At 58.4% G+C, this 25,931-nt stretch carries 24 protein-coding genes; 9 read left to right on the top strand and 15 right to left on the bottom strand.

The window, feature by feature from the left end; translation table 11 throughout:
* A partial coding sequence (locus AO068_RS17140) for a beta strand repeat-containing protein (RefSeq protein ID WP_058408952.1) occupies positions 1-2,253 on the top strand: 2,253 nt, incomplete at its 5' end.
* 252 nt (positions 2,254-2,505) lie between these two features.
* Here the strand turns inward: AO068_RS17140 and AO068_RS17135 are convergent.
* The 5 genes from AO068_RS17135 to minC all read right to left on the bottom strand — a co-directional run bounded on the left by AO068_RS17135 (position 2,506) and on the right by minC (position 6,932).
* On the bottom strand, positions 2,506-3,795 hold the full coding sequence (locus tag AO068_RS17135; RefSeq protein WP_058408951.1) for a M18 family aminopeptidase: 1,290 nt from the start codon (positions 3,793-3,795) through the stop codon (positions 2,506-2,508).
* Positions 3,796-4,167: 372 nt separating this feature from the next.
* Positions 4,168-4,803 carry an RluA family pseudouridine synthase gene (locus AO068_RS17130; protein ID WP_058408950.1) on the bottom strand — a complete coding sequence of 212 codons (636 nt, stop codon included), beginning with the start codon at positions 4,801-4,803 and terminating at the stop codon, positions 4,168-4,170.
* A 90-nt stretch (positions 4,804-4,893) separates the two neighbouring features.
* Positions 4,894-5,148, bottom strand: a complete 255-nt coding sequence (gene minE / locus AO068_RS17125) for a cell division topological specificity factor MinE (RefSeq protein WP_002552653.1) — start codon at positions 5,146-5,148, stop codon at positions 4,894-4,896.
* The gene (minD, locus tag AO068_RS17120; protein ID WP_002552654.1) at positions 5,148-5,960 is read right to left on the bottom strand and encodes a septum site-determining protein MinD; all 813 of its coding nucleotides are present in this window, start codon (positions 5,958-5,960) and stop codon (positions 5,148-5,150) included. Before minD ends, minE begins: the two co-directional genes overlap by 1 nt.
* A gap of 231 nt (positions 5,961-6,191) precedes the next feature.
* Positions 6,192-6,932, bottom strand: coding sequence for a septum site-determining protein MinC (gene minC, locus AO068_RS17115; RefSeq protein WP_002552655.1), 741 nt, complete (start codon positions 6,930-6,932; stop codon positions 6,192-6,194).
* A 120-nt stretch (positions 6,933-7,052) separates the two neighbouring features.
* On the opposite strand from minC, the gene AO068_RS17110 reads away from it, so the two are divergent.
* Positions 7,053-7,985 carry a lipid A biosynthesis lauroyl acyltransferase gene (locus AO068_RS17110; protein ID WP_058408949.1) on the top strand — a complete coding sequence of 311 codons (933 nt, stop codon included), beginning with the start codon at positions 7,053-7,055 and terminating at the stop codon, positions 7,983-7,985.
* Between the two features lie 32 nt (positions 7,986-8,017).
* Positions 8,018-9,199: a patatin-like phospholipase family protein gene (locus AO068_RS17105; RefSeq protein WP_058408948.1), complete on the top strand. Its 1,182-nt coding sequence runs from the start codon at positions 8,018-8,020 to the stop codon at positions 9,197-9,199.
* A 41-nt stretch (positions 9,200-9,240) separates the two neighbouring features.
* On the opposite strand, the gene AO068_RS17100 is transcribed toward AO068_RS17105, so the two are convergent.
* The 5 genes from AO068_RS17100 to AO068_RS17080 are packed head-to-tail and all read right to left on the bottom strand — an operon-like array spanning position 9,241 to position 12,812.
* Positions 9,241-9,477, bottom strand: a complete 237-nt coding sequence (locus AO068_RS17100; protein WP_002552658.1) for a Rieske (2Fe-2S) protein — start codon at positions 9,475-9,477, stop codon at positions 9,241-9,243.
* Entirely contained in the window at positions 9,461-10,318 is an 858-nt protein-coding gene (locus AO068_RS17095) for an iron-containing redox enzyme family protein (protein WP_058408947.1), read from the bottom strand. Before AO068_RS17095 ends, AO068_RS17100 begins: the two co-directional genes overlap by 17 nt.
* The gene (locus AO068_RS17090; protein WP_058408946.1) at positions 10,318-11,115 is read right to left on the bottom strand and encodes a dihydrodipicolinate synthase family protein; all 798 of its coding nucleotides are present in this window, start codon (positions 11,113-11,115) and stop codon (positions 10,318-10,320) included. Before AO068_RS17090 ends, AO068_RS17095 begins: the two co-directional genes overlap by 1 nt.
* Complete coding sequence (locus AO068_RS17085; RefSeq protein WP_058401660.1) at positions 11,105-11,623, bottom strand: DUF6190 family protein; 519 nt, start codon at positions 11,621-11,623, stop codon at positions 11,105-11,107. The genes AO068_RS17090 and AO068_RS17085 overlap by 11 nt, the downstream gene beginning before the upstream one ends.
* Complete coding sequence (locus AO068_RS17080) at positions 11,616-12,812, bottom strand: aminotransferase class I/II-fold pyridoxal phosphate-dependent enzyme (protein WP_058408945.1); 1,197 nt, start codon at positions 12,810-12,812, stop codon at positions 11,616-11,618. Before AO068_RS17080 ends, AO068_RS17085 begins: the two co-directional genes overlap by 8 nt.
* Positions 12,813-13,029: 217 nt before the next feature.
* On the opposite strand from AO068_RS17080, the gene AO068_RS17075 reads away from it, so the two are divergent.
* Positions 13,030-13,710 (top strand): acyl-homoserine-lactone synthase, encoded by a 681-nt coding sequence (locus tag AO068_RS17075; RefSeq protein ID WP_058408944.1) that lies wholly within the window; start codon positions 13,030-13,032, stop codon positions 13,708-13,710.
* A gap of 1 nt (position 13,711) precedes the next feature.
* Here AO068_RS17075 and AO068_RS17070 read toward each other — a convergent pair whose 3' ends face one another.
* Positions 13,712-14,455 (bottom strand): helix-turn-helix transcriptional regulator, encoded by a 744-nt coding sequence (locus AO068_RS17070; RefSeq protein WP_057422269.1) that lies wholly within the window; start codon positions 14,453-14,455, stop codon positions 13,712-13,714.
* Between the two features lie 289 nt (positions 14,456-14,744).
* Here AO068_RS17070 and AO068_RS17065 point away from each other — a divergent pair, with 289 nt between their 5' ends.
* The gene (locus AO068_RS17065) at positions 14,745-15,848 is read left to right on the top strand and encodes a transketolase-like TK C-terminal-containing protein (protein WP_058408943.1); all 1,104 of its coding nucleotides are present in this window, start codon (positions 14,745-14,747) and stop codon (positions 15,846-15,848) included.
* Between the two features lie 2 nt (positions 15,849-15,850).
* Here the strand turns inward: AO068_RS17065 and AO068_RS17060 are convergent, their stop codons facing one another.
* Positions 15,851-16,303, bottom strand: coding sequence for a MarR family winged helix-turn-helix transcriptional regulator (locus AO068_RS17060; protein ID WP_058401664.1), 453 nt, complete (start codon positions 16,301-16,303; stop codon positions 15,851-15,853).
* A gap of 144 nt (positions 16,304-16,447) precedes the next feature.
* On the opposite strand from AO068_RS17060, the gene aceE reads away from it, so the two are divergent.
* Positions 16,448-19,117: a pyruvate dehydrogenase (acetyl-transferring), homodimeric type gene (aceE, locus tag AO068_RS17055; protein WP_058408942.1), complete on the top strand. Its 2,670-nt coding sequence runs from the start codon at positions 16,448-16,450 to the stop codon at positions 19,115-19,117.
* Between the two features lie 107 nt (positions 19,118-19,224).
* Here aceE and AO068_RS17050 read toward each other — a convergent pair whose 3' ends face one another.
* The 3 genes from AO068_RS17050 to AO068_RS17040 form a co-directional block, all read right to left on the bottom strand.
* Positions 19,225-20,079 (bottom strand): pirin family protein, encoded by an 855-nt coding sequence (locus tag AO068_RS17050; RefSeq protein ID WP_058408941.1) that lies wholly within the window; start codon positions 20,077-20,079, stop codon positions 19,225-19,227.
* A gap of 201 nt (positions 20,080-20,280) precedes the next feature.
* On the bottom strand, positions 20,281-20,691 hold the full coding sequence (locus AO068_RS17045) for a PA2817 family protein (protein ID WP_004657828.1): 411 nt from the start codon (positions 20,689-20,691) through the stop codon (positions 20,281-20,283).
* A 76-nt stretch (positions 20,692-20,767) separates the two neighbouring features.
* The gene (locus tag AO068_RS17040; RefSeq protein ID WP_058408940.1) at positions 20,768-23,215 is read right to left on the bottom strand and encodes an acyl-CoA dehydrogenase; all 2,448 of its coding nucleotides are present in this window, start codon (positions 23,213-23,215) and stop codon (positions 20,768-20,770) included.
* A gap of 162 nt (positions 23,216-23,377) precedes the next feature.
* On the opposite strand from AO068_RS17040, the gene AO068_RS17035 reads away from it, so the two are divergent.
* The 3 genes from AO068_RS17035 to AO068_RS17025 all read left to right on the top strand — a co-directional run bounded on the left by AO068_RS17035 (position 23,378) and on the right by AO068_RS17025 (position 25,902).
* On the top strand, positions 23,378-24,001 hold the full coding sequence (locus tag AO068_RS17035; protein ID WP_004657835.1) for a glutathione S-transferase: 624 nt from the start codon (positions 23,378-23,380) through the stop codon (positions 23,999-24,001).
* 183 nt (positions 24,002-24,184) lie between these two features.
* Positions 24,185-25,117: an ABC transporter ATP-binding protein gene (locus AO068_RS17030; protein ID WP_058408939.1), complete on the top strand. Its 933-nt coding sequence runs from the start codon at positions 24,185-24,187 to the stop codon at positions 25,115-25,117.
* Positions 25,114-25,902 (top strand): ABC transporter permease, encoded by a 789-nt coding sequence (locus AO068_RS17025; protein WP_058401669.1) that lies wholly within the window; start codon positions 25,114-25,116, stop codon positions 25,900-25,902. Before AO068_RS17030 ends, AO068_RS17025 begins: the two co-directional genes overlap by 4 nt.
* Positions 25,903-25,931: the final 29 nt, after the last annotated feature.

The raw sequence follows: 25,931 nt of genomic DNA, 5'->3' as shown, positions 1-25,931 counted from the left end.
CTGACGGCGGGGTACGGCAGCACGGGTACAGCAGGTGTCGACAGCTCTCTGATCGCGGGATACGGCAGCACGCAGACCTCGGGAAGTGACAGTGCGCTGACAGCGGGTTACGGCAGTACGCAGACGGCCCAGGAAGGCAGCAACCTGACGGCGGGCTACGGTAGCACTGGCACGGCAGGTGCCGACAGTTCGTTGATCGCCGGATATGGCAGCACGCAGACGTCAGGCAGCGAAAGTTCGCTCACCGCAGGCTATGGCAGTACCCAGACTGCCCGTGAAGGCAGCACCCTGACGGCCGGATATGGCAGTACTGGAACAGCTGGCGCTGACAGCTCGCTGATCGCCGGATATGGCAGCACGCAAACCTCGGGCAGTGAAAGCTCGCTCACGGCAGGTTATGGCAGTACCCAGACCGCACAGCAGGGCAGCGTACTCACATCGGGCTATGGCAGTACGCAAACGGCCGGGGCTGCCAGTAACCTCACCGCGGGCTATGGAAGTACAGGTACCGCGGGTCACGAGAGTTTCATCATTGCGGGTTATGGAAGTACGCAGACTGCGGGCCACAAAAGTGTCCTGACCGCTGGTTATGGCAGTACTCAAACGGCCAGGGACGGTAGCGACCTGATTGCGGGCTATGGCAGTACGGGAACCGCAGGTTCGGGCAGTTCGCTGATCGCAGGGTATGGCAGCACCCAGACCGCGAGTTACAGAAGCATGCTGACCGCCGGTTATGGGAGTACTCAGACGGCCAGAGAATACAGTGACCTGGTCGCAGGTTATGGCAGCACTTCAACGGCAGGATCAAACAGTTCGCTTATCGCCGGCTATGGAAGCACCCAAACGGCCAGCTTCAAAAGCATATTGACTGCCGGGTATGGCAGTACCCAGACGGCACAGGAACGCAGTGACCTGGTGACAGGCTACGGAAGCACGTCGACTGCGGGTTACTCAAGCTCCCTGATTGCTGGCTATGGCAGTACGCAGACGGCAGGCTACGAGAGCACGTTGACAGCCGGTTATGGCAGTACGCAAACCGCACAGGACAGCAGCTCGCTGACCACCGGCTACGGAAGTACTTCCACTGCGGGCTATGCAAGTTCGCTGATCGCGGGTTACGGCAGTACGCAGACGGCAGGTTACGAGAGCACGTTGACTGCGGGTTATGGCAGTACGCAAACGGCGCAGGAGCGCAGTGACCTGGTTACAGGCTACGGAAGCACTTCCACCGCAGGTTATGCAAGTTCGCTGATCGCCGGTTACGGCAGCACGCAGACGGCAGGTTACGAGAGCACGTTGACAGCCGGTTATGGCAGTACGCAAACCGCGCAGGAAAAAAGCTCGCTCACCACCGGCTACGGAAGTACCTCCACCGCCGGCTATGAGAGTTCGCTGATCGCGGGTTACGGCAGTACGCAGACGGCAGGCTATAAAAGTACGCTCACGGCAGGTTATGGCAGTACCCAGACTGCCGAGCATGGAAGTTCATTGACGGCGGGGTATGGCAGTACGGCAACGGCCGGGCAGGACAGCTCATTGATCGCCGGTTATGGCAGTTCCCTGACCAGCGGAATCCGAAGTTTTCTGACGGCAGGTTACGGCAGTACGCTGATCGCCGGGCTTCGTAGTGTGTTGATTGCCGGTTATGGCAGCAGTCTCACATCAGGCATTCGCAGCACATTGACTGCGGGCTACGGCAGTAACCAGATCGCAAGTTATGGCAGTTCGTTGATTGCGGGCCATGAAAGTATTCAGGTGGCCGGAAATAAAAGCATGCTGATCGCCGGCAAGGGCAGCTCGCAGACAGCAGGCTTTCGCAGCACGCTGATTGCCGGTGCGGGCAGTGTACAACTGGCGGGTGATCGCAGCAGGTTGATTGCCGGTGCAGACAGTAATCAGACCGCGGGGGACCGCAGCAAACTACTGGCCGGTAACAACAGTTACCTCACCGCTGGCGACAGAAGCAAGTTGACCGGCGGGCACGACTGCACGTTGATGGCGGGAGACCAAAGCAGATTGACCGCCGGAAAGAACAGTGTGTTGACAGCAGGCGCTCGTAGCAAACTCATTGGCAGTGAAGGTTCCACGTTATCGGCAGGAGAAGACTCCACGCTTGTTTTCAGACTCTGGGACGGCAAGCGGTACAGACAACTGGTGGCCAGGACGGGAGAGAACGGTGTTGAAGCCGACATTCCGTATTACGTGAATGACGATGACGATATCGTCAATAAAACCGATGAGGACGATACCTGAGTCACGGAGCCGGGTTATTCGTACTGAATCATCGACAGGGTACGTCGGTGCGGTTCGGGACATGAAGTCCCTTTATAAACGAATCAACGGTGTACTGCCCAAAGGTGCCGAGGATAAAACCGATAAAGCCTGCGTTGTTTTTTATGTGTAAGCCGCGAAACTTTATTTTTTCAATCAGGGTGTTTTACCGGGCGTCAGGACTGTTACGCGGGAGCAGCACGCCGCTCCCACGAGGATCAATCATTGCAGATGTTATGGCAGCTCGTGGCTGGCATAGAACGCGCTCAGTACTTTGACCAGATGCGCCAAGTCATGACTGCCGGCCAGTTCGCGAATCGAATGCATGGCGAACGTTGGCAGGCCGATGTCTACCGTGCGGATCCCCAAATGGCTGGCGGTGATTGGCCCGATAGTCGAGCCGCAGGCCATGTCGCTGCGCACCACGAAACTCTGCACCGGTACTTCTTCAGCCATGCACAGATGGCGGAAGAAACCGGCTGTTTCACTGTTGGTGGCGTAGCGCTGGTTGCTGTTGACCTTGATCACCGGCCCGGCGTTGAGCTTGGGACCATGATTGGCGTCATGTTTTTCGGCGTAGTTGGGGTGTATGCCGTGGGCGTTGTCGGCCGATATCAGCAGCGATTTCTGAATGGTTCGTACGTAGTCTTCGCTGCTCGGCAGCAGGCGCTGGACGATCTGCTCAAGCATTGCGCCGTCTGCGCCACAGGTCGACGACGAACCGACTTCTTCATGATCGGTGCACACCAGCAGAGCGGTTTCGTCACTTTCGCTGGTCAGCAGCGCTTGCATCCCGGCATAACACGACAGCAGGTTGTCCAGGCGTGCGCCTGCCAGGAAGTCCCCATTGAGGCCGACAACGGCGGCACTCTGTGTGTCATAGAAACTCAGCTCGTAATCGAGCACCACGTCCGCATTCAGCCCGTGTTCGCGGGCCAGTTGATCAGTCAGAAGCGCACGGAAGTCCGCGCGTTCGTCGCCAGCCACTTGCGCGAGGATCGGCGGCAGTTCGTTTTGCGCATTGATCGCCCAGCCTTCATTGGCGGTGCGGTTCAAGTGGATGGCCAGGTTGGGGATCACGGCAATCGGCAGCTTGAAGTCGATCAACTGACTTTCAACCTTGCCATCGCGGCGGAAGGTGACGCGACCTGCCAGCGACAGATCACGGTCAAACCACGGTGCCAGCAGCGCGCCGCCGTAGACTTCGACGCCCAGCTGCCAAAAGCCCTGGCGTTGCAGTTCCGGTTGCGGTTTGACCCGCAGGCACGGGCTGTCCGTGTGTGCGCCAACCATGCGAATTCCGCCGGTGAGTGGCGACTGACGGCCCATGCGGAAGGCGACGATGGAGGAGTCATTACGGGTGACGAAGTAACGACCTCCAGTTTCTATTGCCCAGGTATCACGTTCATCCAGCCGTTGAAAACCCGCAGCTTCGAAGTGTTGCACGAGGGTGGCGGTGGCGTGGAACGGGGTGGGAGAAGCCTTCAGAAAATCGATGAGGCCTTTGTTCAACTCTGCGCGCATAAATAGCTCCAGACAGCAATGGCGCGAGTTTACCGCATTGGCTCAGTCGTTGCCGCTGCCACAGAAACGCTTTTCAACCGCGGTGGCACTGACGACGCAGAGTGCGACGTTAGTGACAGGGCGAAGGAACCCGACGAAGTCGGGCCGGAAACAGGAGCGGGGGGCTTTGGTTACTTTGGCCCCATCAAAGTAACTCGCCGAGGGGCGAAAAGGTGACCTGAGTCGACCCTAAATTCACCTGAAGTCGCAGAACCGCTGTGTGACGCGGAGCGTCACGAAAGGCATTACCACGCGGAGCGAGGGAGCGATAGTCATAGTCAGAGCAGCTGTATGACGCGGAGCATCTGCACGATAGCCAGCGTGTCATTCAGATCAGAAAGGCGCGGGGCACTCAAAGGTCAACCGCTCGCCGGTCCCCGGATGGGTAAAGCTCAACATGCTGGCATGCAGGCACAGGCGCGGGTACGCCGCCAGCGCTTCGGGATGGGCATACAGACCATCGCCCAACAGCGGATGACCGATCGACAGCATGTGCACCCGCAGTTGGTGCGAGCGACCGGTAATAGGGGTAAGTTCGACCCGACAGTGGGTGTCGTAGCGTTCGACGACCTTCCAGAATGTCAGCGCGTGCTTGCCTGCCTCGTGGTCCACCACATGCCGGGGCTTGGTGGGCGGGTCGTAGCGTAACGGCAGGTCGATACTGCCGCTGTCCAGCGACGGTTGACCCCAGCACAGTGCGGTATAGGCTTTTTCGGTTTCGCGATCATGAAACTGACGCGACAGTTCGCGATGCGTGTCTGCATCGCGAGCCAGCAGGATGATGCCCGACGTTTCCCAGTCCAGACGATGGACGATGCGCGCTTCGGGGAAGCCGTTTTCCTGCAGGCGGGTAATCAGGCAATCCTTGTTGTCATCGGCGCGGCCGGGGACGGAAAGCAGCAGGGTAGGCTTATCGATTACCAGAACGGCTGCGTCCTGATAAATGATGCGGATGTTCGACAACGGCATGCAACGGCCTCGAAACGCTAGAAACGCCAACGGCGGTAAGGGCGCAGCTTCCTGAGAAGTGCGCCGATACCGCCGCAAGCGACTGCCTGATCAGCGATCTGGCAGGGTGATATTGAGTTCCAGAATCGAGCAGCTGCCTTGGCTTTCCAACGCAACCTGAACTTGATCGGACTCGATATTGACGTATTTACGGATCACTTCCACCAGCTCTTTCTGCAGTGCAGGAAGGTAGTCCGGAGTACTGCGCTGGCCGCGTTCGTGCGCAACGATGATCTGCAGACGCTCTTTCGCTACCGAGGCCGTGCTTTCTTTTTTGCGGTCACGAAAGAAGTCAAAAATATTCATTAATTACCCCCGAACAGACGTTCAAAGAATCCTTTCTTCTGCACATCCAGGAAGCGATGTTCCCGGTCTTTGCCCAGCAGGCGGTCAACGGCATCGCTGTAGGCCTGGCCAGCATCGCTCTGGTCATCGAGGATGACCGGCACGCCCTGGTTGGAGGCTTTCAGGACAGCCTGGGATTCGGGGATCACGCCGAGCAGGGTAACAGCAAGGATTTCCTTGACGTCTTCCACACCAAGCATTTCGCCCTTGCTGACACGTTCAGGGTTGTAGCGAGTCAGCAGCAGGTGTTCCTTGATTGGGTCTTCGCCGCGTTCGGCACGACGTGATTTGCTGGCCAGCAGGCCCAGCATACGGTCGGAGTCACGCACAGAGGATACTTCGGGGTTGGTCACGACGATCGCTTCATCGGCGAAATACATGGCCAGGTGAGCACCGGTCTCGATACCTGCCGGCGAATCGCAGACGATGTATTCGAAAGATTCCTTCAGCTCCATGAGGACTTTTTCAACGCCCTCCTTGGTCAGTGCTTCCTTGTCACGGGTCTGGCTGGCAGCCAGCACGTACAGGCCTTCGATCTTCTTGTCCTTGATCAGCGCCTGTTGCAGGTTGGCTTCGCCATTGACCACGTTGACGAAGTCATACACGACCCGACGCTCGCAACCCATGATCAGGTCGAGGTTACGCAGGCCGACGTCGAAGTCGACGATGACTGTCTTGTGACCACGCAATGCGAGACCGGTACCGATAGCGGCGCTGGTGGTGGTCTTGCCCACACCACCCTTGCCGGATGTAACAACGAGAATCTTGGCCAAGGTGTATCACCCCTAGAGGAAAAGGACATTAAGTCCCTGAAGAGCATCTCCTGGCGCCGCGCCCGTCGAAGCATTGTGTCAATTCTGGGGTCTGATTCCGGAAAGGTAGCGTTAAGCTATTACTTTCAACTCATATACCCGCTGAAAAGCAGTGCTTGTCAGAACTTCCTGCCGCCTTCACGACGGTTTCGCGACGAATCAGAGATACTTTGAAAATTGCGGCAGTATCCGTTAAAGACGAATGATGTTCAACACATCACCTGACAGGCTGACCTGGACCGGCGAGCCCCATAGAGGGTCCCTGCGCAAGTCCTCGGAAACCTTGTATTGCCCGGCAATCGAAATCAGCTCTGCACTCAACTGCTGACAGAAGATTCGTGCTTTCGTGTCGCCTTTTATTCCCGCCAGTGCCCTGCCGCGCATTGGGCCGTACACATGGATGTTTCCATCGGCCAGAAGTTCCGCACCGGGACTGACCGGCGCAACCACAACCAGATCGCCGCCCTGGGCATAAATCTGCTGACCGCCGCGCACCGGAGCGGTTATCACGCGGGTCGGCTTAATGAGCGGTTCGGGTGGTTTTTCCGGGATCTTTTTCGGCGCTTCGACTTCAATCGGGTCGATTACGCGCTCACGTGCGCCGGACGGCGGCAGCACCGGGAGATCAACGGCAATGGCTGCGGCGATGTCTTCGATGCGGTTGGCACGGATAGCCAGGGTGCGCAGACCGTGCTGGCGACAGATACGCACCAGCCCGGGGAGATCCACCGGGCCTTCGTTCGGCGCGAGTTTGTCCAGAGCCAGGATCAACGGCGTATTGCTGAAGAAGTTGGGGGCTTGTGCCACTTTCGCCGCCAGTTGCCGGTCGAGCGCTTCAAGGTTGGTCCGGGCCAGCTCCATCACGGTGATGGCGAGCATGCTGCCCTTGAGCTGAAATACAGGTTCCGGGTTTTGCGATTCAATCTGGCTCATGGTTGATATACACAACAGCTTGTCGCTAAAAGTGCCGAGACTTATAGCGAGAACGCCCGCGAGCCGCAAGCAGGTAGAACCGTTGTAGAATGCGCGGCCTTTGTTCTGACGGAAGCCCAAATGGATCGCCCGCGCTTTAAAGCCAGTTTCCTTCACCCCCGTTTCTGGCCGTTGTGGCTGGGGCTGGGGCTTTTATGGCTGGTTGTCCAGTTGCCGTTTCGCGCCCTGCTGGCCATCGGTCGGGCATTGGGTGCGGTCATGTACCGAGTGGCCACTGATCGAAAAAATATCGCGTCACGCAATCTTGAGCTGTGTTTTCCTCATTTGTCTGCGGCCGAGCGCAAGCGTCTGCTCAAGGAAAACTTCGCCTCCACCGGGATCGCCTTCTTCGAGATGGCCATGAGCTGGTGGTGGTCGAAAAAACGTTTGGCCAGGCTTGCCCATGTCGAAGGGCTTGAGCATTTGCAGAATGCCCAACAAAAAGGCGAGGGCGTGATTCTGATGGCGCTGCACTTCACCACGCTGGAGATCGGCGCGGCGCTGCTGGGCCAGCAACACACAATCGACGGCATGTACCGCGAACACAAGAGCCCACTGTTCGATTTCGTCCAGCGTCGCGGACGCGAGCGGCACAACCTTGATTCGCTGGCTGTCGAGCGCGACGACGTGCGTGGCATGCTCAAGTTGCTGCGTGCCGGCCGGGCCATCTGGTATGCACCGGATCAGGACTATGGCGCCAAGCAGAGCATCTTTGTGCCGCTGTTCGGCATTCAGGCCGCGACCGTGACCGCTACCAGCAAATTTGCTCGTCTGGGCCGTGCTCAAGTGGTGCCCTTCACTCAGCAGCGTCTGGCGGACGGCAGCGGTTACAGGCTGGTTATTCACCCACCGCTGCAGGATTTTCCGGGTGAAAGCGACGAAGCCGATTGCTTGCGTATCAATCAATGGGTAGAAAGTGCTATCACTGAATGCCCGGAACAGTATCTTTGGGCGCATCGGCGCTTCAAGAGTCGACCGGCTGGCGAACCGAAGCTATATAACAAACGTAGATAAAAAGCGTCGTTGACCACTGAGGCCAGTTGTAGATGCCAGATACCGCAGTAGTGACCCAGGCTGTAACCGAAGTCGAGCCCGTGACCGGGCTTATTTTGTCAGGTGGCGGTGCGCGTGCTGCGTATCAGGTTGGCGTACTTGCCGGCATTGCCGACTTGCTGCCGCCTGGTTCTCCCAATCCCTTTCCGGTCATTGTCGGTACGTCGGCCGGGGCGATCAACGCGGTGAAACTGGCCAGCGGCGCGCTGCACTTTCGCATTGCCATTCACCAGTTGACCGAGTTTTGGCAGTCGTTCCGCAGCCATCAGGTGCTGCGCAGCGACTGGTCTGGTGTGATTCATCAGGCCAGCCGTTTTTTCGGCCGCAGCCTGATGGGCTTCGGGCGAAATATCCCGGTTGCCTTGCTCAACAGCTCTCCTCTGCGTGAACTGCTCAACGAGCGGCTGGACCTGTCCGGAATCGAGGCCGCCATTGATGCCCATCACCTGCGCGCCGTGGCGGTAACAGCTTTTGGCTATGAATCAGGGCAGGCAGTCACGTTCTATCAAGGCCGTGGCACCATCGAGCCCTGGCTGCGCCATCGGCGTATCGGCCGTCCGACTCAACTGACCGTGGATCACTTGCTGGCCAGTTCAGCCATTCCCTTGCTGTTCGCCCCGGTGATGCTGGATCAGGAATACTTTGGTGACGGTGCCGTGCGTCAGTCGGCGCCGATCAGTCCGGCGCTGCATCTGGGTGCCAATCGTGTTCTGGTCGTAGGCGTTAGCGGCAATCCGCGCGGGCTGAAAACCGAAAGGCCGGCGCCGCGTGCGCCAATCGGCATACAGCCAAGTCTGGCGCAGATCAGCGGCCACATGCTCAACAGCACGTTCATCGATAATCTGGAAAGCGATATCGAGTTGCTGGAGCGCTTGAACATGGCCAGCGCGTTGCTGCCTGGCGATCAGATCAGGCAGCCGGGTATGGAGCCGGTGGAAGTTCTGGTGATTTCCCCAAGCCGCCCGCTGGACGAAATCGCTGCCCGGCACCGCCGTGAACTTCCGCCTGCATTGCGCACGTTCCTCCGCGGGCCGGGCGCGACCAAAAGCAGTGGCGCCAGTGTCCTGAGCTATCTGTTGTTTGAATCGGGTTATTGCAGCGAACTGATCGAATTGGGCCGACACGATGCGATTGCCCAGGGTGCGGAACTGAAAAGGTTCCTGCGCCTCACATGACGCCTCCACGGCAGGAGCCAATCCTGCCGTGGGACGCGCTTCTACCTCAGTCGCCGAACCTGCAGGTTGCCACAAGGCGGGCCGCTCAATTGCTCTCCGGTTTCGAGGCTGAACACCGAGAAGTGCAGGGGGCAGGTAATGGACCGGCGTTTCTCGTTGACCACGCCATGCTCCAGCCAGCCCTCACGATGTGGGCAACTGCTCGGTACCAGGTATTGCTCCTGGCCGATATGCACGGTGAACGTGTCGGGACGACGAAACTCAGCAGGCTCGTTCAAGGTTGGCCTCCTTGTTGAAGTGCTTGAGTCGACGAGCTTTCTCTACGGCCAGGTCGAATGCCAGGTTGGTGATCTCGCGCCCCATGCAGATGCCGCGCCACGCTTTTACCGGGTCCAGATCACCGCTGACGTCCATGGCCTTGAGCAGGCGCTGCCCCTCGATGGCATGGAAAACGTCGATATGAACGTGTTCTGAGTAGTAGGTATGAGCCTGGATCTGCAAGCGCTCGCAGAGTTGGGTGTAACACTCGAAAAAGAACGGCACCACGGTCTCGAAGTAGGTAATGACCCCGGCAAACCATGATGGGTCATCCGCGCGCATGGCCAGCCAGCAGAACATGTTGGGAAAGGTGAAACCGGCACTGGAGTTGGCCTCCACGTAGAATTGCAGGTCCAGCGGCATGTCCAGTTCGCGCAGCAGGTCCTGATACAGCGTGGTATGCGAGCGCTTGAGGTTTCCCGAGCCGAACTCGTCGATCATCATGCGCAGCATGGGCATTTGCGCGGGCAGGCTGAGCCTGGGCATCAGATGATAGAACACCTGCGCTTCGGTCAGACCATCCAGCGCAAACTCCTGAACCAGAATCCGGAACTCGTCGAGCGTCATGTCGCTGCCGACATAGTGCGCGCTGGGCGGTACTTCGCTGCTCTCCAGTTCGACCAGCTCTGCCAGCATCCTGCGCAGACCGGCGAGATCACCTGGAACATCCGCAGTCATGCTGCGTTCGATGGCGTCGTCGATCCAGTGCTGCTCGAATGCCAGGAGCTCCTGTGGGATAGGCACGAGTTTTTCGATAAGTGCACGATTGGCCAGAAACAGTTGCTTTTGCATGTTTTCCATTAAGCAGCCTCCTCGGTCATAACCAGATCGCTGTCGATCACGCCGCGGGCTTTAAGCTCGCGCTTGACCTGGGCGTACCAGTCGGACGCACTCAGCAGATACCGTTCATTGAGCGTCGCGATTTCCTGACTGAGCGCTGGCTGTTGGCGGGCAGCCGCCTGCCGACAGAGCAGCGGTTCCAGGTTGGCGAGGGACACCACGTTGCCGTCGGACTCCAGTTCGCCAGCCAGCTGCATTTCCCAGCCGATAAAGTAGTCGACGCCTTGTTGCCGAATGGCATCCACCTGATCCTGCGAGCGAGGCATGGATGGCGAGTCCTTGAGGCCAATCACCCTGGGTAACTGCGCGATGGCCTCGAGGGTGGCGAAGGTCTTCTCGTTGCCTGACAGGGCGGCCTCGTTGTACATGAAGATATCCAGACGGGTCGCGTCATGAATGGTCTGGTAATGGTCGATGATCACCTGCTGACTGATACCGGGTGTAAACGGCGAGGTGAACATCACCGCTTGCGCGCCGGCATCCTGAGCCATCAGGGCAAAGTCCAGTACCTCCTGCGTCGAACTGCGCTCAATCCCGGCGATGACCAGCTTGTCGCCTGCGTGGCGTAGGGTCAGCTCCAGCATCTGTAGCCACTGCTGGCGCGACAGCCGCCAGCCTTCTCCGGAGGTCAGGCATGGAATGTAGCCGTCGACGTGGGCTGCGAGGCTGCTCAAAAGACGTTCAAGACTGGTTTCGCAGACCTGCGCCTGTTCGTTCAGAGGCGTTACCAGCGGCACCAGAATGGTTTTACCAGACATGTTCAAAGTCCTCGTTGCGGATCACCATGGCACTCGACTGGTCATAGAGACGTTGCAACATCTCCGGGAACGCAGGCTGTCTGACGGGGCTTTCGAACGGCTGCAGGAAAGGCTGCAGGACGTGCAGGCGCAGCAGCTCCGGATCGTGGGTATAAAACGGGATTTCCTGCTCCAGTACCTGCGCCGCCAGCAGTTTCTTTTCGACGGGCAGGCCTTTGAGCAGTGTGTCCGTCGCGGCGCGCTGGAGTATGTATTCGCTGCAGCCCTGGCGCTGGATGGCCATGTCAGTGTGCAGTACATCCATGAACGGGTAGTACACGTCCTGCAAGGCACGGCTTTTCTTCCAGATAATGGCGTCGCAAATGCCTATCTGGGCGAAATTCATCTGCACGCTGCTTTCGTAGAACCGGGAAAAGAAGCCCAGGGATTTGTCACGCACACCGGGATCGGCGTGGTGCATGCCCATGAACACTGTTGCGTCGATCATTGGCAGGTCGAAGTCAGACATGGAAGTTCTCCAGTGCCTTGGCGATGACCTGAACCGCAGCCGCGAATTCGTCCGGTTTGCGTGCCAGTGCCAGACGTATGTAACGCTGGCCTTTTTCGGGCTGGCTCCAGTAGAAATATTTGCCCGGCAGCACGTACACGTCCCATTGCAGCAGATAAGCCTGCAACTCATCGGCGTTAATGCCAGTGGGCAGAATCTCGAACCACGCCACGCTGGTGTCGATCATCGGTTCCACATACTGCAAAACCCTGCCCTCAAGACCCGCCCGGGCCATGCGGCGGTTGACGTCCAGCACCGAACGCACGGAGTTGAAGTCATCGTCGTTGCTGTCCTCGATGTAGCGGGTCACTACATTGAGGATGAACGGCGAGACGTTCAAAAGGACGCTGGTGACGATGCTGTAGATATCGGCGTTGATGTCCTGGCTGGCCATGAGGGTGGCGCATTTGGTGTCTTGCAGCGGCCAGGTCTTGCCAGTGTCTTCCATGACCAGGTATTGCGTGCCGATATCGTCGAGAATCGCGTAGGCGTCCACGCGTTCCCGACCGGCCGCCTTGAAGAACGACGCGAAACAGAAATCGAGTATCAGCAGTTTGTTGTAATCGCGGCAGTATCTGGCCACTTCGACGAACGTATCCGGTCCGTCGGCAAACAGGCTGGAACCGGTCGGGTTATTGGGATCGACCAGAAAGATCGCATCCAGCCCGATGGCCGCTTTCTGCAAGTTTGCGTACACCTCGGTCGATGAGGTGAACAGACTTTCATCGAGTGCCGACATGGGCACTTCCATGTGTTTCAAGAGATCGTGCAGGTTGTCGAAGCAAGGCTCGATCAGCCCGACACTCATGTTCTGTTTGCGCAGGTAGGTCGCGGTAATATGCATGGCGATGGACGCTGCGTAGACGAGATAGATTTCGTCGTGGCGTTTCAGCGCATGGTGCTGGCCATGGAAGGTGAAAAAGGCATGAATGAAGGCCTGCTCACTCTGGTATTGGGTCTGGTTCTGCGCCTGATACCACAGCTCAGGCAGGCTGGCGACGATCATGCGCTGAGTGTCGCTCTGATCCTGATGAGTGTGCGCATCGGCCAGGTTGAAACGGGTTTTGAGGGCAGAGATTTCGTGTTGGGTAATATCGTCCAGAACAGGAACCGCGTTCAAGGTGTCGATACCGGCATATAGACTGTTCATACCATTATCCCTATCGAGTCATTATTGTTTGGGGTGCAGCCGTCCTGGATATCCAGAACGCCGAAGCAGATTTCCTTATTTTTGGCTGAAATAACACTGTACCTAAGTGCAAATAACAGAATGTTATATTTCAAGGTATTGACCTGTTCTTAGGTACAGTAGATTTACCGTTTGAAATACGCGATGCTTCACGCTGGTTGTGCAAGGTGGAGTTTATATGTCGAGCGGGTTTGAGTTTCAGCTAGCCAGTTACACGACGATGCCCGTTACGTTGCTGGAAACGCTATATTCCATGCGCAAGAAGATTTTTTCAGATCGGCTTGAGTGGAAAGTTCGTGTGAGTCATGCATTTGAATTTGATGAATACGACAATGCCAATACCACTTACCTTGTCGGAAGCTGGAACGGGGTTCCGCTGGCCGGACTAAGGCTGATCAACACCTGTGATCCCTACATGCTGGAAGGCCCATTCCGCAGTTTTTTTGACTGCCCTGCGCCCAAAAATGCTGCCATGGCGGAGTCGAGCCGGTTCTTTGTCGACACGGCCCGGGCACGCTCGCTGGGTATTCTGCACGCACCACTGACCGAAATGCTGCTGTTCTCCATGCACAACCATGCTGCGTTGTCCGGTTTGCAATCGATCATCACGGTGGTCAGCAAGGCAATGGCGCGGATCGTGCGCAAGTCCGGATGGGAGCACCATGTGCTGTCGACCGGTGAAGCATCGCCAGGCGAGACAGTGCTGCTGCTGGAGATGCCGGTGACGGCCGACAACCATCAGCGGCTGCTCGGGAATATTGCCCTCAGACAGCCTGTTACGGATGACCTGCTGCGTTGGCCGATAGCGCTTGGCGTGTCAGACCCCGCACCGCCAGCCTGCATGCACAGCGCTGCCTGAGTCAGACCATGCCCATGTTGATGGCTTTGTAGACTGCCTGCTTGGCAGTGCGCACTTCGAGCTTGCTGGAGACGTTGGACATGTGAAACTTCACGGTGCGTTCCGAGATGGAAAATATTTCAGCGATTTCGCTGTACGACTTGCCCATGGCCACCCATTTCAACACACCTGTTTCGCGGGTGGACAACTTGCACTGGGTGGGCTGCGGAAAGAGTTCATGGGGCGCTCGGGTCTTGATCAAACGGTCATGGAAGCGGATGAGACTCATCTGGATATCGGCGGCCTTTTCGCGGATTCGCTGATCGAAATCATTCTGCTGCCGGGCATTGCAAAGACTCAGTGCGGCAAAAAGCCCGCTGGCATCGTGCAGGGTGAAAGTGGCCCCCGAGGACAGTTGATATTTGGCCGATCGTTTCAGGAAATCGTCGGTCTCGACGCCTTGAGCGGCATTGCGGGCCTCTCTCCAGAAGAATGGCGTAATGCTATGCCAGGCATGTTTGATGATGGGGTCAATGAGGTGATAGTTTGAGGCTACATAAGATTTCAGCCAGGAGTCGGGGTAATTGGACAAAATGACGGGTTTGACATTACGCGTCTTGGGCGTGGAAAAGTAGGCATAAGTGAAATCGCCAATGTGGTGCAGATCGTTTTCAAAGTCTTCGATCAGTTGACGGAGCGGGGCGGGGGCCCCGTTTATCTTCAACGGTGGGCAGTCAAGTTGGGCTTTCACGGTACGAACCTCCATGTAATACCTTGTTTATTGTTTTGTTCTCGGCCTGGCTGTACTCATTATCCTCATTTGTAATTTAAGTAGTACATGAAAACATGGACTACCTGTGTCTTTTGATTTTGAACACAGGTTTAGGCTGTAAAAAAGTGCTCTCGTCGAAGCATTCGCATGCGAGTGCACGCGTGTTCGGGCGTTGGGCCCTGCACTGTGATCACGCACACCAATTATGATTTTGTTGCGATTGCAATCATATTCTTCGTTCCATTATGGTGCAAGGACGCTTGTCCGACAGCAAGGAGTAGAGATGAACAGCGCAAATGGCCACCAGTTGGCGCCGCAAACCCGGGTCGCAGCGCTGGCTTGCATGGAAAAGATTCAAGCGGCTGCGGGGCTTGCACTGCGCGGCTGCTGTTCACCCCTGTTTGCGATGGCCGACATCGTCGAGCGTCTGACCCGAGACCCGTCTACCTCGCGGCGTATATCCGTGGTGCGAGCCAGCAAGCACATGGCCTGCGAACAGGAGGGCGTGCTCGCCAGCGCCTGGCCTTTGCGATTTGCTGCACAGGCCGGCAAGGTCGAATTGCCTCTGATCTACATGATCAGCAGCGAAACCTCGGCCGAACTGAGCGCGCTGGCATCGGAGTCATCCCAACGTGGAATTTTCTGCAACGACATCGAGACGTTGCCATCTCGCTGGCCCAAGGGCGCTCATCCGTGGCTGCCGTTGTGGCTCCTTTCAAACAGCAAGTGTCAGCCTTACGACCCTGCGGATGCTGCGGAGGCGCGGGCGATCACGCTGCACGCCTTGCACAGTCTGTATGTTGAAGGCCGGGCCGGTTTCTATTACATGGCGTTGCATGACGAATCCAATGATCAGGTCAGTGCGTTGAGCGAGACGCAGGCTGCGGCGGCTGTGCAAGGTATGTATCGGGTTGGCGATGCCGTTTCCGGCAATGACGGCCGTCGCGTACGCCTGCTGGGCGCGGGCCTGGCCCTGCGTTCGGTGCATCAGGCGGCAAGCCTGCTCAAGGAGCACTGGAATGTCGATTGCGAAATCTGGAGCTGCCCCAGCTATACCCGACTGGCGCGCGATGCCGGCTCTGGCCGACGCTGGAATCGTTTCCATCCCTTGAAGACCCCTCGGTCCTGGCACCTGCGTGATTGCCTCGGCGAAGGGCACGACGCCGTGGTGGCGGTCACCGGTTATCCGCAGGCCGTGGCCGAGCAACTGCGTGAACATGTCCCCGGACGGTTTGTTGCCTTGGGAGCCGATTCCGCTGCGCCGCAAGGTAAGCCTGCAATCAGCCCCGAGTGGATTGTCGTTCAGGCCCTGACCGCGCTTGCGGAGGGCGGGCAACTGAGTTACGAGCCGCTGAAACTCGCCCTGCAACGCTATCGGCTGGTCTGATGTCAGCTTGTACTGCCACTTTGTCGGGCTGCCAGTGCGGCACGCTCCAGCGCATCAGCAAACACGCGGCGCTGCGGGGCGTCGAATTGCGCCAGAAACAGCTCGTCAACCGCCGTTTCGTAGATCTGCCACATCTGTTTGCGCAGTGCCCGGCCCTTGTCGGTGATCGCTGCCACAGCGCCCCGGCCGTCGCTGTCGGACCTGTGGCGCTCCACCAGCCCTTCGCTTTCAAGGCGGTCGATGAGGCGGGTCAGGTTGTAGCGTTCGATGGCCATGACATCGGCCAGTTCATGCATGCGGCGCATGCCCTGAGGCCCGCTTTCCACACCCCAGAGCGCGTCATACCAAGCGTATGGGGGCAGCTCGGCCGCCGCCAGACGTCGTTCGATTTCGCGAATAAGACAGCGGTGCGCCCTGACGAATCTGAACCACGTATCCGGTTCGGCTGACGACATGAATCACCTTTGTCTGAAATTCTTGAGGGTTGCAATAGTAACCGAGCACGGGATAAATTCCGGCATGTGATTGCAATTGCAATCAGATTTTTCAAGGCAGACGCCTGTCCGGCGTCCACTGCCGCATCACAGTAGGAGACGACGATGGCACAGCAACCCCGGTTTCTTGACGAGGATCCGCAAGAAACCCGCGAATGGCTCGAATCGATTGAGTCGGTACTCAACAGTGAAGGGCGCCCGCGCGCGCACTACCTGATCGATCAGTTGCTGGACTTCGATGTCGCTCAACACGGCGATTTCTATGGTCGGGTCACGACGCCCTACGTCAACACTATTCCCAGCGACCGTCAGCAGCCTTATCCGGGTGACCTTCAGGTTGAAAAGCGTATCAACGCGTTCATCCGCTGGAACGCCCTGGCGATGGTACTGCGTGCCGGCAAGCATTCCGGTGTGGGCGGCCATATCGCCTCCTACGCGTCTGCCGCCGTGCTCTATGACGTGGGGTTTGATCACTTCTTCCGTGGCCGTACCGAGCAGTTCGCTGGCGATCTGGTTTACATTCAGGGCCATTCTTCGCCGGGCATTTACGGCAGGGCGTATCTGGAAGGTCGCCTGAGCGAAGAGCAACTGGACAACTTCCGTCGCGAAACGGATCGCGATGGCATTTCGTCCTATCCACATCCGCGTCTGATGCCGGACTTCTGGCAGTTCCCTACGGTCTCCATGGGGCTTGGGCCAATTACGGCGGCGTATCAGGCGCGCTTCATGCGTTACCTGGAAAATCGCGGGCTCAAGGAGCATCAGGGCCGCAAGGTCTGGGCATTTCTCGGCGATGGCGAAATGGACCAGCCCGAGTCTCAGGCGGCCATTGCGCTGGCCGGGCGCGAAAAGCTCGACAACATCATCTTCGTGGTCAACTGCAACCTGCAGCGTCTCGACGGCCCGGTGCGTGGCAACAGCAAGGTCATTCAGGAATTCGAAAGCCTGTATCGCGCCGCTGGCTGGAACGTAATCAAGGTCATCTGGGGCAGTGGCTGGGATGCGCTGCTGGAGAAGGACAAGAGCGGGCTGCTGCGTCAGCGCATGATGGAATGCGTGGACGGCGAGTACCAGAACTACAAATCCCAGAACGGCGCCTACGTGCGTGAGCATTTCTTCGGCAAGTACCCGGAGTTGCTGGAGCTGGTCAGCGACATGAGCGACGACGATATCTGGAAGCTCTCGCGGGGCGGGCACGATCCGGAAAAAGTCTACAACGCCTACGCTGCCGCAATGCGTCACAAGGGCGGGCCGACCGTGATTCTGGCCAAGACGGTCAAAGGTTTCGGCATGGGCGAGGCGGGCGAGGGGCAGAACATCAATCACCAGTTGAAGAAACTCGGGGCAGAGGCAATCAGGGCCTTCCGCGACCGTTTCTCTCTGGACATCACCGATGATCAACTGGGCGACATGCCTTATCTGAAACCCGCCGAGGGCAGTACCGAAGCGCTGTACCTCAAGGCCCGCCGGGCTCAGTTGGGCGGTTACATTCCGGCGCGTTTCAGTGACGCGGCCACCTTGCAGGTTCCGCCGCTTTCGGTGCTGGATACCCAGCTGAAAAGCACCGGTGATCGCGGTATATCGACGACCATGGCCTTTGTGCGCATCCTTTCGACGCTGCTCAAGGACCCGAACATCGGCAAGTTGATTGTGCCGATTGTGCCGGACGAGTCGCGAACCTTTGGTATGGAGAACCTGTTCCGCCAGATCGGCATCCATTCCCATGTCGGTCAGTTGTACACGCCACAGGATGCAGGGCAACTGAGCTACTACAAGGAAAGCACCGACGGGCAGATCATGCAGGAAGGGCTGAACGAGTCCGGCGCCATTTCCTCATGGATTGCAGCCAGTACGTCCTACGCCAACCATGGCGTGATGACCGTGCCGTTCTATATCTTCTATTCGATGTTCGGTTTCCAGCGTGTGGGCGATCTGGCCTGGGCGGCGGGTGATGCCAGGGCCAGGGGCTTTCTGCTGGGGGCCACCTCAGGCCGGACCACGCTGATGGGCGAAGGCCTGCAGCATGATGACGGGCACAGCCACGTGATGTCGTCGACGATACCGTGCTGTGTGTCTTACGACCCGACGTTTGCCTTCGAACTGGCGGTGATCATTCAGGACGGCATGCGCCGCATGTTTGCCGAAAATGAGGACATCTATTACTACATCACCTTGCTCAACGAGAACTACCCGCACCCTGATCTGCCCGAGGGCGCCGAAGCCGGCATTATCAAAGGGATGTACCCATTGCAGGCCAGTGCGTCGGTCAACTCCGGCAAACACGTGCAATTGATGGGCTGCGGGTCGATCCTTCTCGAAGTCATTGCAGCCGCCAGATTGCTGGAGGACGACTTTGGTGTGAGCAGTGAAGTCTGGAGTGTTACCAGCCTCACCGAGCTGCGCCGTGAAGGCCAGGACGTCGAGCGCTGGAACCTGCTGCACCCTGAGCAGGAGCCGCGCCTGAGCTACGTTGAAAGCTGTCTCGCCGACAGGGAAGGGCCGGTCGTAGTAGCAACGGATTACATGAAGATTTTCGCTGACCAAATCCGTCCATTCGTACCCCTGCGTCGTTTCGTGGCGCTGGGTACGGATGGTTTTGGTCAGTCCGATACCCGTGAATCGCTGCGTCATTTCTTCGAGGTGGACCGTTACTTCGTGGCTGTGGCTGCGCTCAAGGCGCTGGCCGATGACGGCAAGGTCGAGCGTAAGGTCGTGGCCCAGGCCATCGAACGCTACAAGATCGACCCAGGCAAGCAGAACCCTGTGCTGGTCTGAGTCGCGCTCGTCTCTGTCACGAGACAGTAGTTGCGAAACCGTGCACTTCAAGCGAGGTGCACGGTTTCCTGATTACCTGCGTGAGAGTATCTGCTCACTTTAGCCTGTCACGCCGTCAGACGATCTTCCCGGAAATCACGCAACGCCTGGTCAATCTCTTCGCGGGTGTTCATCACGAACGGCCCGTACTGCACGATCGGCTCGCGCAAGGGCTTGCCGGCAATCAACAAGACGCGTGCACCCTTGGTGCTGCTGATCTGCAAATCACCGGTGTCAGACAGGCGCGCAAGATGGCGCTTGCTCACTGACTGTGCGCTGCCTTCTATTTCGATACTGCCTTCGTAAACGTACAGCAATGCAAGATGCCCTTCGGGCATGCGCGGGCTGATACGACTGCCGGCAGGCATGTCGAAGTCAAAGTACAGGGGCTCGGTATCCGGGCGCTGTACCGCACCGGCCTGTTGAACCTGGCCATCGTCGAAATGCCCGGCCAATACCACCACCTGCACACCGGCTGCAGTGGTCAGGCGAGGAACGTTTTCCGGCTGGATGTCCTTATAACTGGCGTCGTTCAGCTTGTTCTTGCCCGGCAGGTTCAGCCATAGCTGAAAACCTCGCATGGTGCCTTCTTCCTGTTCAGGCATTTCGCTGTGAATGATCCCGCGTGCGGCGGTCATCCACTGTACGCCGCCGCCCTGCAGCAGGCCCACATTGCCCATATGGTCTTCGTGACGCATGCGGCCTTCAAGCATGTAGGTCACGGTTTCGAAGCCACGGTGCGGATGAGGTGGAAAGCCCGCGATATAGTCATCAGGCACGTCCGACCCGAACTCGTCCAGCATCAGGAATGGATCGAATTGTTCCACGCCCCGTCCGCCGAAAACGCGTGTCAGTTTGACTCCCGCGCCGTCAGAGGCAGGTTGGCCTGCCTGAATCGACAGGACTTTACGAAATTGAGTCATGGAAAGAGAGCACTCCTTATCAGGTGGCCTTTTCAGGCGCCAGGGAGTGTCATGGTATGCCTGTCTATTCGATAAACTGATTCGAATCCCGGAACGGAATGATCGTATTTGTCGATGTGTTGCCTGCTGATACGTATTGGCGTGAGTAACAGGCAACCTGCCCGGAATAGCCTCCGGGCCAGGCTTGAGAGCACTGGGTGATCAGTGTTTGCTGCCCTGTGTCGACATGGCCAGCAGTTGCTTTTCCTGGTTCCAGTCAAATGGTTCATCGTTCTGCTCGGCTTCGTAACGGCGCTCTTCCAGCGCCTGATACAGCTCGATTTCATCATCCGGCATGAAATGCAGGCAGTCACCGGCAAAAAACCACAGCAGGTCGCGAGGCACCAGGTGGGCGATTTGCGGGTAGCGCTGGATGACCTGACACAGGATGTCCTGGCCCAGGTACTGGCTTTCTATCGGGTCCTGCGGCAGTTGCTCGACCAGTTCGTCGAAGCGCTCCATGAACAGCGCGTGGCTTTCTTCCGGAACCTGCTCGGCCTCGCCCAGCGCGACCAGAATGCTGCGCAGGTGTGCCAGCAGGCCAAGTTGGTGATCGAGAGTGGCGTCGGCCATCGGGTAATCCTCAAATGCAAAAACAGGCGCGAGAGTATAAAGCTCTACGCGCCTGCTGTGTGGTGTGACCTGACTATCAGCGAATCTTGCCCGCTGCCTGGGTCAGTTCTTCCTTGTCGAAATCATCCACGTCGATCACCTTGCGACGGGCGGCTTCGGCTGTACGCAGTGTCTGTGCCTCTTCTGCCTGCAAGGCACCGATGCGCAACGCAGCGTCGATGGCGTGCTCGCCTGCGGCCGGTTTGATCTGACCACTCTTGAGCGCCACTTGCAGCTTCTTGTGCAGCGGATAGGCGGCGCTCAGCAAGTCGATGGCGTGTTGCAGCGCGCCGACCGGATCTTCTGCCGATTGCGGGCGATAGCAGCCTGCCAGCAACTCCTCCAGTGTCGGATCGCCCTTGGCGCGGCCCAGTACCTGTGCAACTTCGGCGTCCAGCTTGTCCGAAGGGCCCTTGTGACGACGACCGAACGGGAACACCACTGCACGCAACAGCCCACCCAGCACACGGTTAGGGAAGTTGCCGAGAATTTCGTCCATGGCACGTTCTGAATGGCCCAGACTTTCTTCCATGGCCCAGCGAAACAGCGGGCTCATGTGATCCGGCGAGCCAAGATCGTGGTAGCGCTTGAGTGCCGCCGAAGCCAGATACATATGACTGAGCACATCACCGAGACGCGCCGACAGGCGCTCACGGCGTTTCAACTCGCCGCCCAGCAGCATCATGCTCAAGTCCGCCAACATCGCGAACGCTGCTGCCTGACGGTTCAACGCGCGGAAGTAGCCTTGGCTCAGGCTGTTGCCCGGTGCTCTTTCGAAATGGCCAAAGCCCAGATTAAGAATCAGTGTGCTGGCAGCGTTGCTCACCGCAAAGCCGATATGCTTGAGCAGAAGCGCGTCAAACTCGAGCAGCGCCTGCTGCTTGTCTTCGCGCCCGGCCAAGGCCATTTCCTTGAGTACGAATGGATGGCAGCGAATGGCACCCTGGCCAAAGATCATCAGGTTACGTGAAAGGATATTCGCCCCTTCGACGGTGATGAAGATCGGCGCGCCTTGCCAGTTGCGGCCCAGGTAGTTGTTCGGGCCCATGATGATGCCCTTGCCACCATGCACATCCATGGCGTGACCGATACATTCGCGGCCACGCTCGGTCAGGTGGTATTTGAGGATCGCGGAGAGCACCGAGGGCTTTTCGCCCAGATCGACCGCATTGGCGGTCAGCATGCGCGCGCTGTCCATCAGCCAGGCGTTGCCGCCGATACGCGCCAGTGCTTCCTGAATACCTTCGAACGCCGACAGCGGTACATTGAATTGCTCGCGCACCTTGGCGTACTGGCCTGTGACCAGGCTGGTGTACTTGGCAGCGCCGGTGCCGACCGCGGGCAGCGAAATCGAACGGCCTACCGACAGGCAGTTCATCAGCATCATCCAGCCTTTGCCAAGCATTGGCTGGCCACCGATCAGGTAGCTCAGTGGGACAAAGACGTCCTTGCCCGAATTCGGGCCGTTCATGAACGCCGCGCCCAGCGGCAAGTGGCGACGGCCGATTTCAACGCCTGGCGTGTCGGTTGGAATCAATGCCAGGCTTATGCCCAGATCTTCTTCTTCGCCTAGCAGATGCTCAGGGTCGTAAGCCTTGAAGGCCAGGCCAAGCAGGGTGGCGACCGGGCCAAGGGTGATGTAGCGCTTTTCCCAGGTCAGGCGCAGGCCGATGACTTCTTCGCCTTGCCACTGGCCTTTGCAGATGATTCCGGTGTCGGGCATCGCGCCCGCATCGGAACCTGCCAATGGACCCGTCAGCGCGAAGCAGGGGATATCTTCGCCACGTGCCAGACGTGGCAGGTAATGGTTGCGCTGTTCGTCGGTGCCGTAATGCAGCAGCAATTCAGCAGGGCCGAGGGAGTTAGGCACCATCACGGTGGAGGCCAGGTCGCCGCTGCGGGTGGCCAGCTTCATGGCCACCTGAGAGTGGGCGTAGGCCGAGAAGCCCTTGCCACCGAATTCTTTCGGAATGATCAGGGCAAAGAAACCGTGTTCTTTCATGTGCGCCCAGGCTTCGGGCGGCAGGTCCATTGCCTGGCCGATTTCCCAGTCGCTGACCATCGCGCAGAGTTCTTCGGTCGGGCCGTCGATAAAGGCCTGTTCTTCTTCGGTGAGCTGGACTTTTGGGTAGGCCAGCAGCTTGTCCCAGTCCGGGCGACCGCTGAACAGCTCGCCATCCCACCAGACGGTACCGGCGTCAATCGCATCGCGCTCGGTTTCCGACATGGGCGGCAGGACTTTCTGAAACCAGCTGAACATGGGCGCAGTGAAGTGCTTACGGCGCAGGTCGGGCAGCACAACAGGTACGAACACTGCCAGCCAAAGCACCCAGAAAACAGTCAGCAGCCATCCTGGCGCGTGGCTGAAAATGCCCATGGCCAGCAGGTAGACGGCTACCACGCCAAGCGCCGGGAGCGGGGCGGTACGCCGATGGGCCAGCCAGGCAATGCCGACGACCAGCACTACAATCCACAACAACAGCATAGGTATTCCTCCGTGATGACCGCCGCCGTGGCAGCGATCAAGAACTGGTCGCCGGGCAGTGGTGAGGCGACATCGATAGTGACCCCTGGTTGACGAGGAAGTTGCCGCCGCTTCGGGGTAGACTGTGAGCCTTTATTTATCAGCGACTGCGAGGGGAACGCAATGCTCAAGATCTGGGGACGGAAGAATTCCAGCAATGTGCGCAAGGCACTCTGGATTGCCGAAGAAGTGGGCGTGCCCTATGAGACGCAGGACGCCGGTGGGGCATTCGGGCTGGTCAATGAAGCGGCTTACCGCGCGAAAAACCCCAATGGCCGGATTCCCATGATTGAAGACGGCGACTTCGTGCTTTGGGAGTCGAACGCGATCGTACGCTACCTGGCCGCCCGCCATGCCCCGGACTCGGACCTGTACCCCGCTGACCTTCAGGCCCGCGCCAACGCCGACAAGTGGATGGACTGGACCTCCTCGACCATCGCGGCCCCGTTCAGCCCGGTGTTCTGGGGCGTGGTACGCACGCCGCCCGAGAAACAGGACTGGCCGGCCATCGAGCAAGGCATCAAGACCCTGCACAGCCTGCTGCTGGTCGCCGATGAGGCACTGTCTCGCCAGCCTTACCTGTCCGGCGAGGCTTTCGGCATGGGCGACATTCCCCTGGGGTGCTTCGCCTACGGCTGGTTCGAAATGCCGATTGAACGTCCGCCGCTGCCCCACCTCCAAGCCTGGTATGAACGCCTCAAGACGCGTCCGGCGTATCGCAAGGCCGTCATGAGTCCGCTGACCTGAGCATGCAGTCTGAGCCTTTAAAATAGTTGACCGGGCTCATGTCCGGCTCTTGATATTTACTATTAACAGATGTGTCTGTACTTGAATGACCCAGCCAAGCACCATTGCATGCCTGGGTCGTCATGACAGGCGTGTGTTCCCGGTCTGCTTCATTCCTTTTTCCTGATGAGTACTCTTTCCGATATGTCTTCCGCTCTGTCCATTCGGCAGCTAACCAAAACCTACGGCAACGGTTTCCAGGCCTTGAGTGGCATTGATCTGGACGTCGCCGAGGGTGATTTCTTCGCCTTGCTGGGCCCCAACGGCGCTGGCAAATCCACCACCATCGGTATCATTTCGACGCTGGTTAACAAGACCAGCGGTACGGTGAACATCTTTGGCCACGACCTGGATCGCGAGCCCGCCGCGCTCAAGCGTTGCATCGGTGTCGTGCCGCAGGAGTTCAACTTCAACCAGTTCGAGAAGACCCTGGACATCGTCGTCACTCAGGCGGGCTACTACGGCATCCCGGCGAAAATCGCCAAGGAGCGCGCCGAGCAGTACCTGACGCAGCTGGGGCTTTGGGAAAAGCGCGATGTGCCTTCTCGTTCGCTGTCCGGCGGCATGAAGCGGCGTCTGATGATCGCCCGTGCGCTGATTCACGAGCCGCGCCTGTTGATCCTCGATGAGCCCACTGCTGGTGTGGACATCGAGTTGCGCCGTTCGATGTGGACGTTCCTGACCGAACTGAATCAAAAAGGCATCACCATCATCCTCACCACGCACTACCTGGAAGAGGCCGAGCAGCTGTGCCGCAACATCGGCATTATCGACCACGGGGTGATCGTGCAGAACACCGGCATGAAGCAATTGCTCAGCACCCTGACTGTCGAAACCTTCGTGCTGGATCTGAAGGCGTCCTGGCAGACCGCGCCGCAGCTGCCCGGTTTCCCTTGCCGTTTGCTCGACAGCCACACCCTGGAAGTTCAGGTCGACAAGAATGTCGGCATCACCGCGCTGTTTAGCCAGCTCGCTTTCCAGAACATCGAAGTCTTGAGCCTGCGCAATAAATCCAATCGCCTTGAGGAGTTGTTTGTGTCCCTGGTGGAAAAAAACCTTGCGAAGGTGGCGCTATGACTGTGCAGAGCGGCGAGTTGCGCCCCAACCTGATTGCCCTGAAGACCATCGTTTACCGCGAGGTCCATCGCTTCATGCGGATCTGGCCGCAGACCCTGCTGCCGCCTGCGATCACCATGGTTCTGTACTTCGTGATCTTCGGTAACCTGATCGGCCGCCAGATTGGCGACATGGGCGGCTTTACCTACATGCAGTACATCGTGCCGGGGCTGATCATGATGTCGGTGATCACCAACTCCTACGGCAACGTGGTATCCAGCTTCTTTGGTGCCAAGTTTCAGCACTCCATCGAAGAACTGATGGTCTCGCCGGTTTCCCCGCACACCATTCTGGTCGGTTACACCCTGGGCGGTGTGTTGCGTGGTCTGATGGTCGGTTTCATCGTCACCATGCTGTCGATGTTTTTCACCGACCTGCAAGTGCACCACTTGGGCGTGACCATTCTGGTGGTGGTGTTGACCGCCACCATCTTCTCGCTGCTGGGCTTCATCAACGCAGTGTTCGCGCGCAACTTCGACGATATCTCGATCATCCCGACCTTCGTCCTGACCCCGCTGACTTACCTGGGCGGCGTGTTCTATTCGATCAACCTGTTGCCGCCGTTCTGGCAGACCGTGTCGCTGGCCAACCCGGTCCTGCACATGGTCAACGCCTTCCGCTACGGCATTCTGGGCGTCTCCGACATCAAGATCAGCATCGCCCTGGCGTTCATGATCGTGGCAACGTTTGTGCTGTACTTCGGCTGCGCACGGTTGCTGGTGAGCGGGCGCGGTATGCGTCAGTAACACATGCTTTGCGACCCGCCAGCCTGGCG

It is taken from the genome of Pseudomonas sp. ICMP 3272, from assembly GCF_001466905.1.
In the GTDB taxonomy this organism is placed as follows: domain Bacteria; phylum Pseudomonadota; class Gammaproteobacteria; order Pseudomonadales; family Pseudomonadaceae; genus Aquipseudomonas; species Aquipseudomonas amygdali.
This window is presented reverse-complemented; position numbering and strand designations above follow the sequence as displayed.

Bases quoted from the DNA above. Each gene is read 5' to 3' on its own strand.
- AO068_RS17135 (WP_058408951.1), bottom strand. From the start codon at position 3,795: ATGCGCGCAGAGTTGAACAAAGGCCTCATCGATTTTCTGAAGGCTTCT.
- aceE (WP_058408942.1), top strand. From the start codon at position 16,448: ATGGCACAGCAACCCCGGTTTCTTGACGAGGATCCGCAAGAAACCCGC.
- minE (WP_002552653.1), bottom strand. From the start codon at position 5,148: ATGAATATTTTTGACTTCTTTCGTGACCGCAAAAAAGAAAGCACGGCC.
- AO068_RS17035 (WP_004657835.1), top strand. From the start codon at position 23,378: ATGCTCAAGATCTGGGGACGGAAGAATTCCAGCAATGTGCGCAAGGCA.
- AO068_RS17030 (WP_058408939.1), top strand. From the start codon at position 24,185: ATGTCTTCCGCTCTGTCCATTCGGCAGCTAACCAAAACCTACGGCAAC.
- AO068_RS17025 (WP_058401669.1), top strand. From the start codon at position 25,114: ATGACTGTGCAGAGCGGCGAGTTGCGCCCCAACCTGATTGCCCTGAAG.
- AO068_RS17095 (WP_058408947.1), bottom strand. From the start codon at position 10,318: ATGGAAAACATGCAAAAGCAACTGTTTCTGGCCAATCGTGCACTTATC.
- AO068_RS17065 (WP_058408943.1), top strand. From the start codon at position 14,745: ATGAACAGCGCAAATGGCCACCAGTTGGCGCCGCAAACCCGGGTCGCA.
- AO068_RS17070 (WP_057422269.1), bottom strand. From the start codon at position 14,455: ATGGAGGTTCGTACCGTGAAAGCCCAACTTGACTGCCCACCGTTGAAG.
- AO068_RS17050 (WP_058408941.1), bottom strand. From the start codon at position 20,079: ATGACTCAATTTCGTAAAGTCCTGTCGATTCAGGCAGGCCAACCTGCC.
- AO068_RS17085 (WP_058401660.1), bottom strand. From the start codon at position 11,623: ATGTCTGACTTCGACCTGCCAATGATCGACGCAACAGTGTTCATGGGC.
- AO068_RS17080 (WP_058408945.1), bottom strand. From the start codon at position 12,812: ATGAACAGTCTATATGCCGGTATCGACACCTTGAACGCGGTTCCTGTT.
- AO068_RS17075 (WP_058408944.1), top strand. From the start codon at position 13,030: ATGTCGAGCGGGTTTGAGTTTCAGCTAGCCAGTTACACGACGATGCCC.
- minC (WP_002552655.1), bottom strand. From the start codon at position 6,932: ATGAGCCAGATTGAATCGCAAAACCCGGAACCTGTATTTCAGCTCAAG.
- AO068_RS17105 (WP_058408948.1), top strand. From the start codon at position 8,018: ATGCCAGATACCGCAGTAGTGACCCAGGCTGTAACCGAAGTCGAGCCC.
- AO068_RS17130 (WP_058408950.1), bottom strand. From the start codon at position 4,803: ATGCCGTTGTCGAACATCCGCATCATTTATCAGGACGCAGCCGTTCTG.
- AO068_RS17060 (WP_058401664.1), bottom strand. From the start codon at position 16,303: ATGTCGTCAGCCGAACCGGATACGTGGTTCAGATTCGTCAGGGCGCAC.
- AO068_RS17045 (WP_004657828.1), bottom strand. From the start codon at position 20,691: ATGGCCGACGCCACTCTCGATCACCAACTTGGCCTGCTGGCACACCTG.
- AO068_RS17110 (WP_058408949.1), top strand. From the start codon at position 7,053: ATGGATCGCCCGCGCTTTAAAGCCAGTTTCCTTCACCCCCGTTTCTGG.
- AO068_RS17040 (WP_058408940.1), bottom strand. From the start codon at position 23,215: ATGCTGTTGTTGTGGATTGTAGTGCTGGTCGTCGGCATTGCCTGGCTG.
- AO068_RS17090 (WP_058408946.1), bottom strand. From the start codon at position 11,115: ATGTCTGGTAAAACCATTCTGGTGCCGCTGGTAACGCCTCTGAACGAA.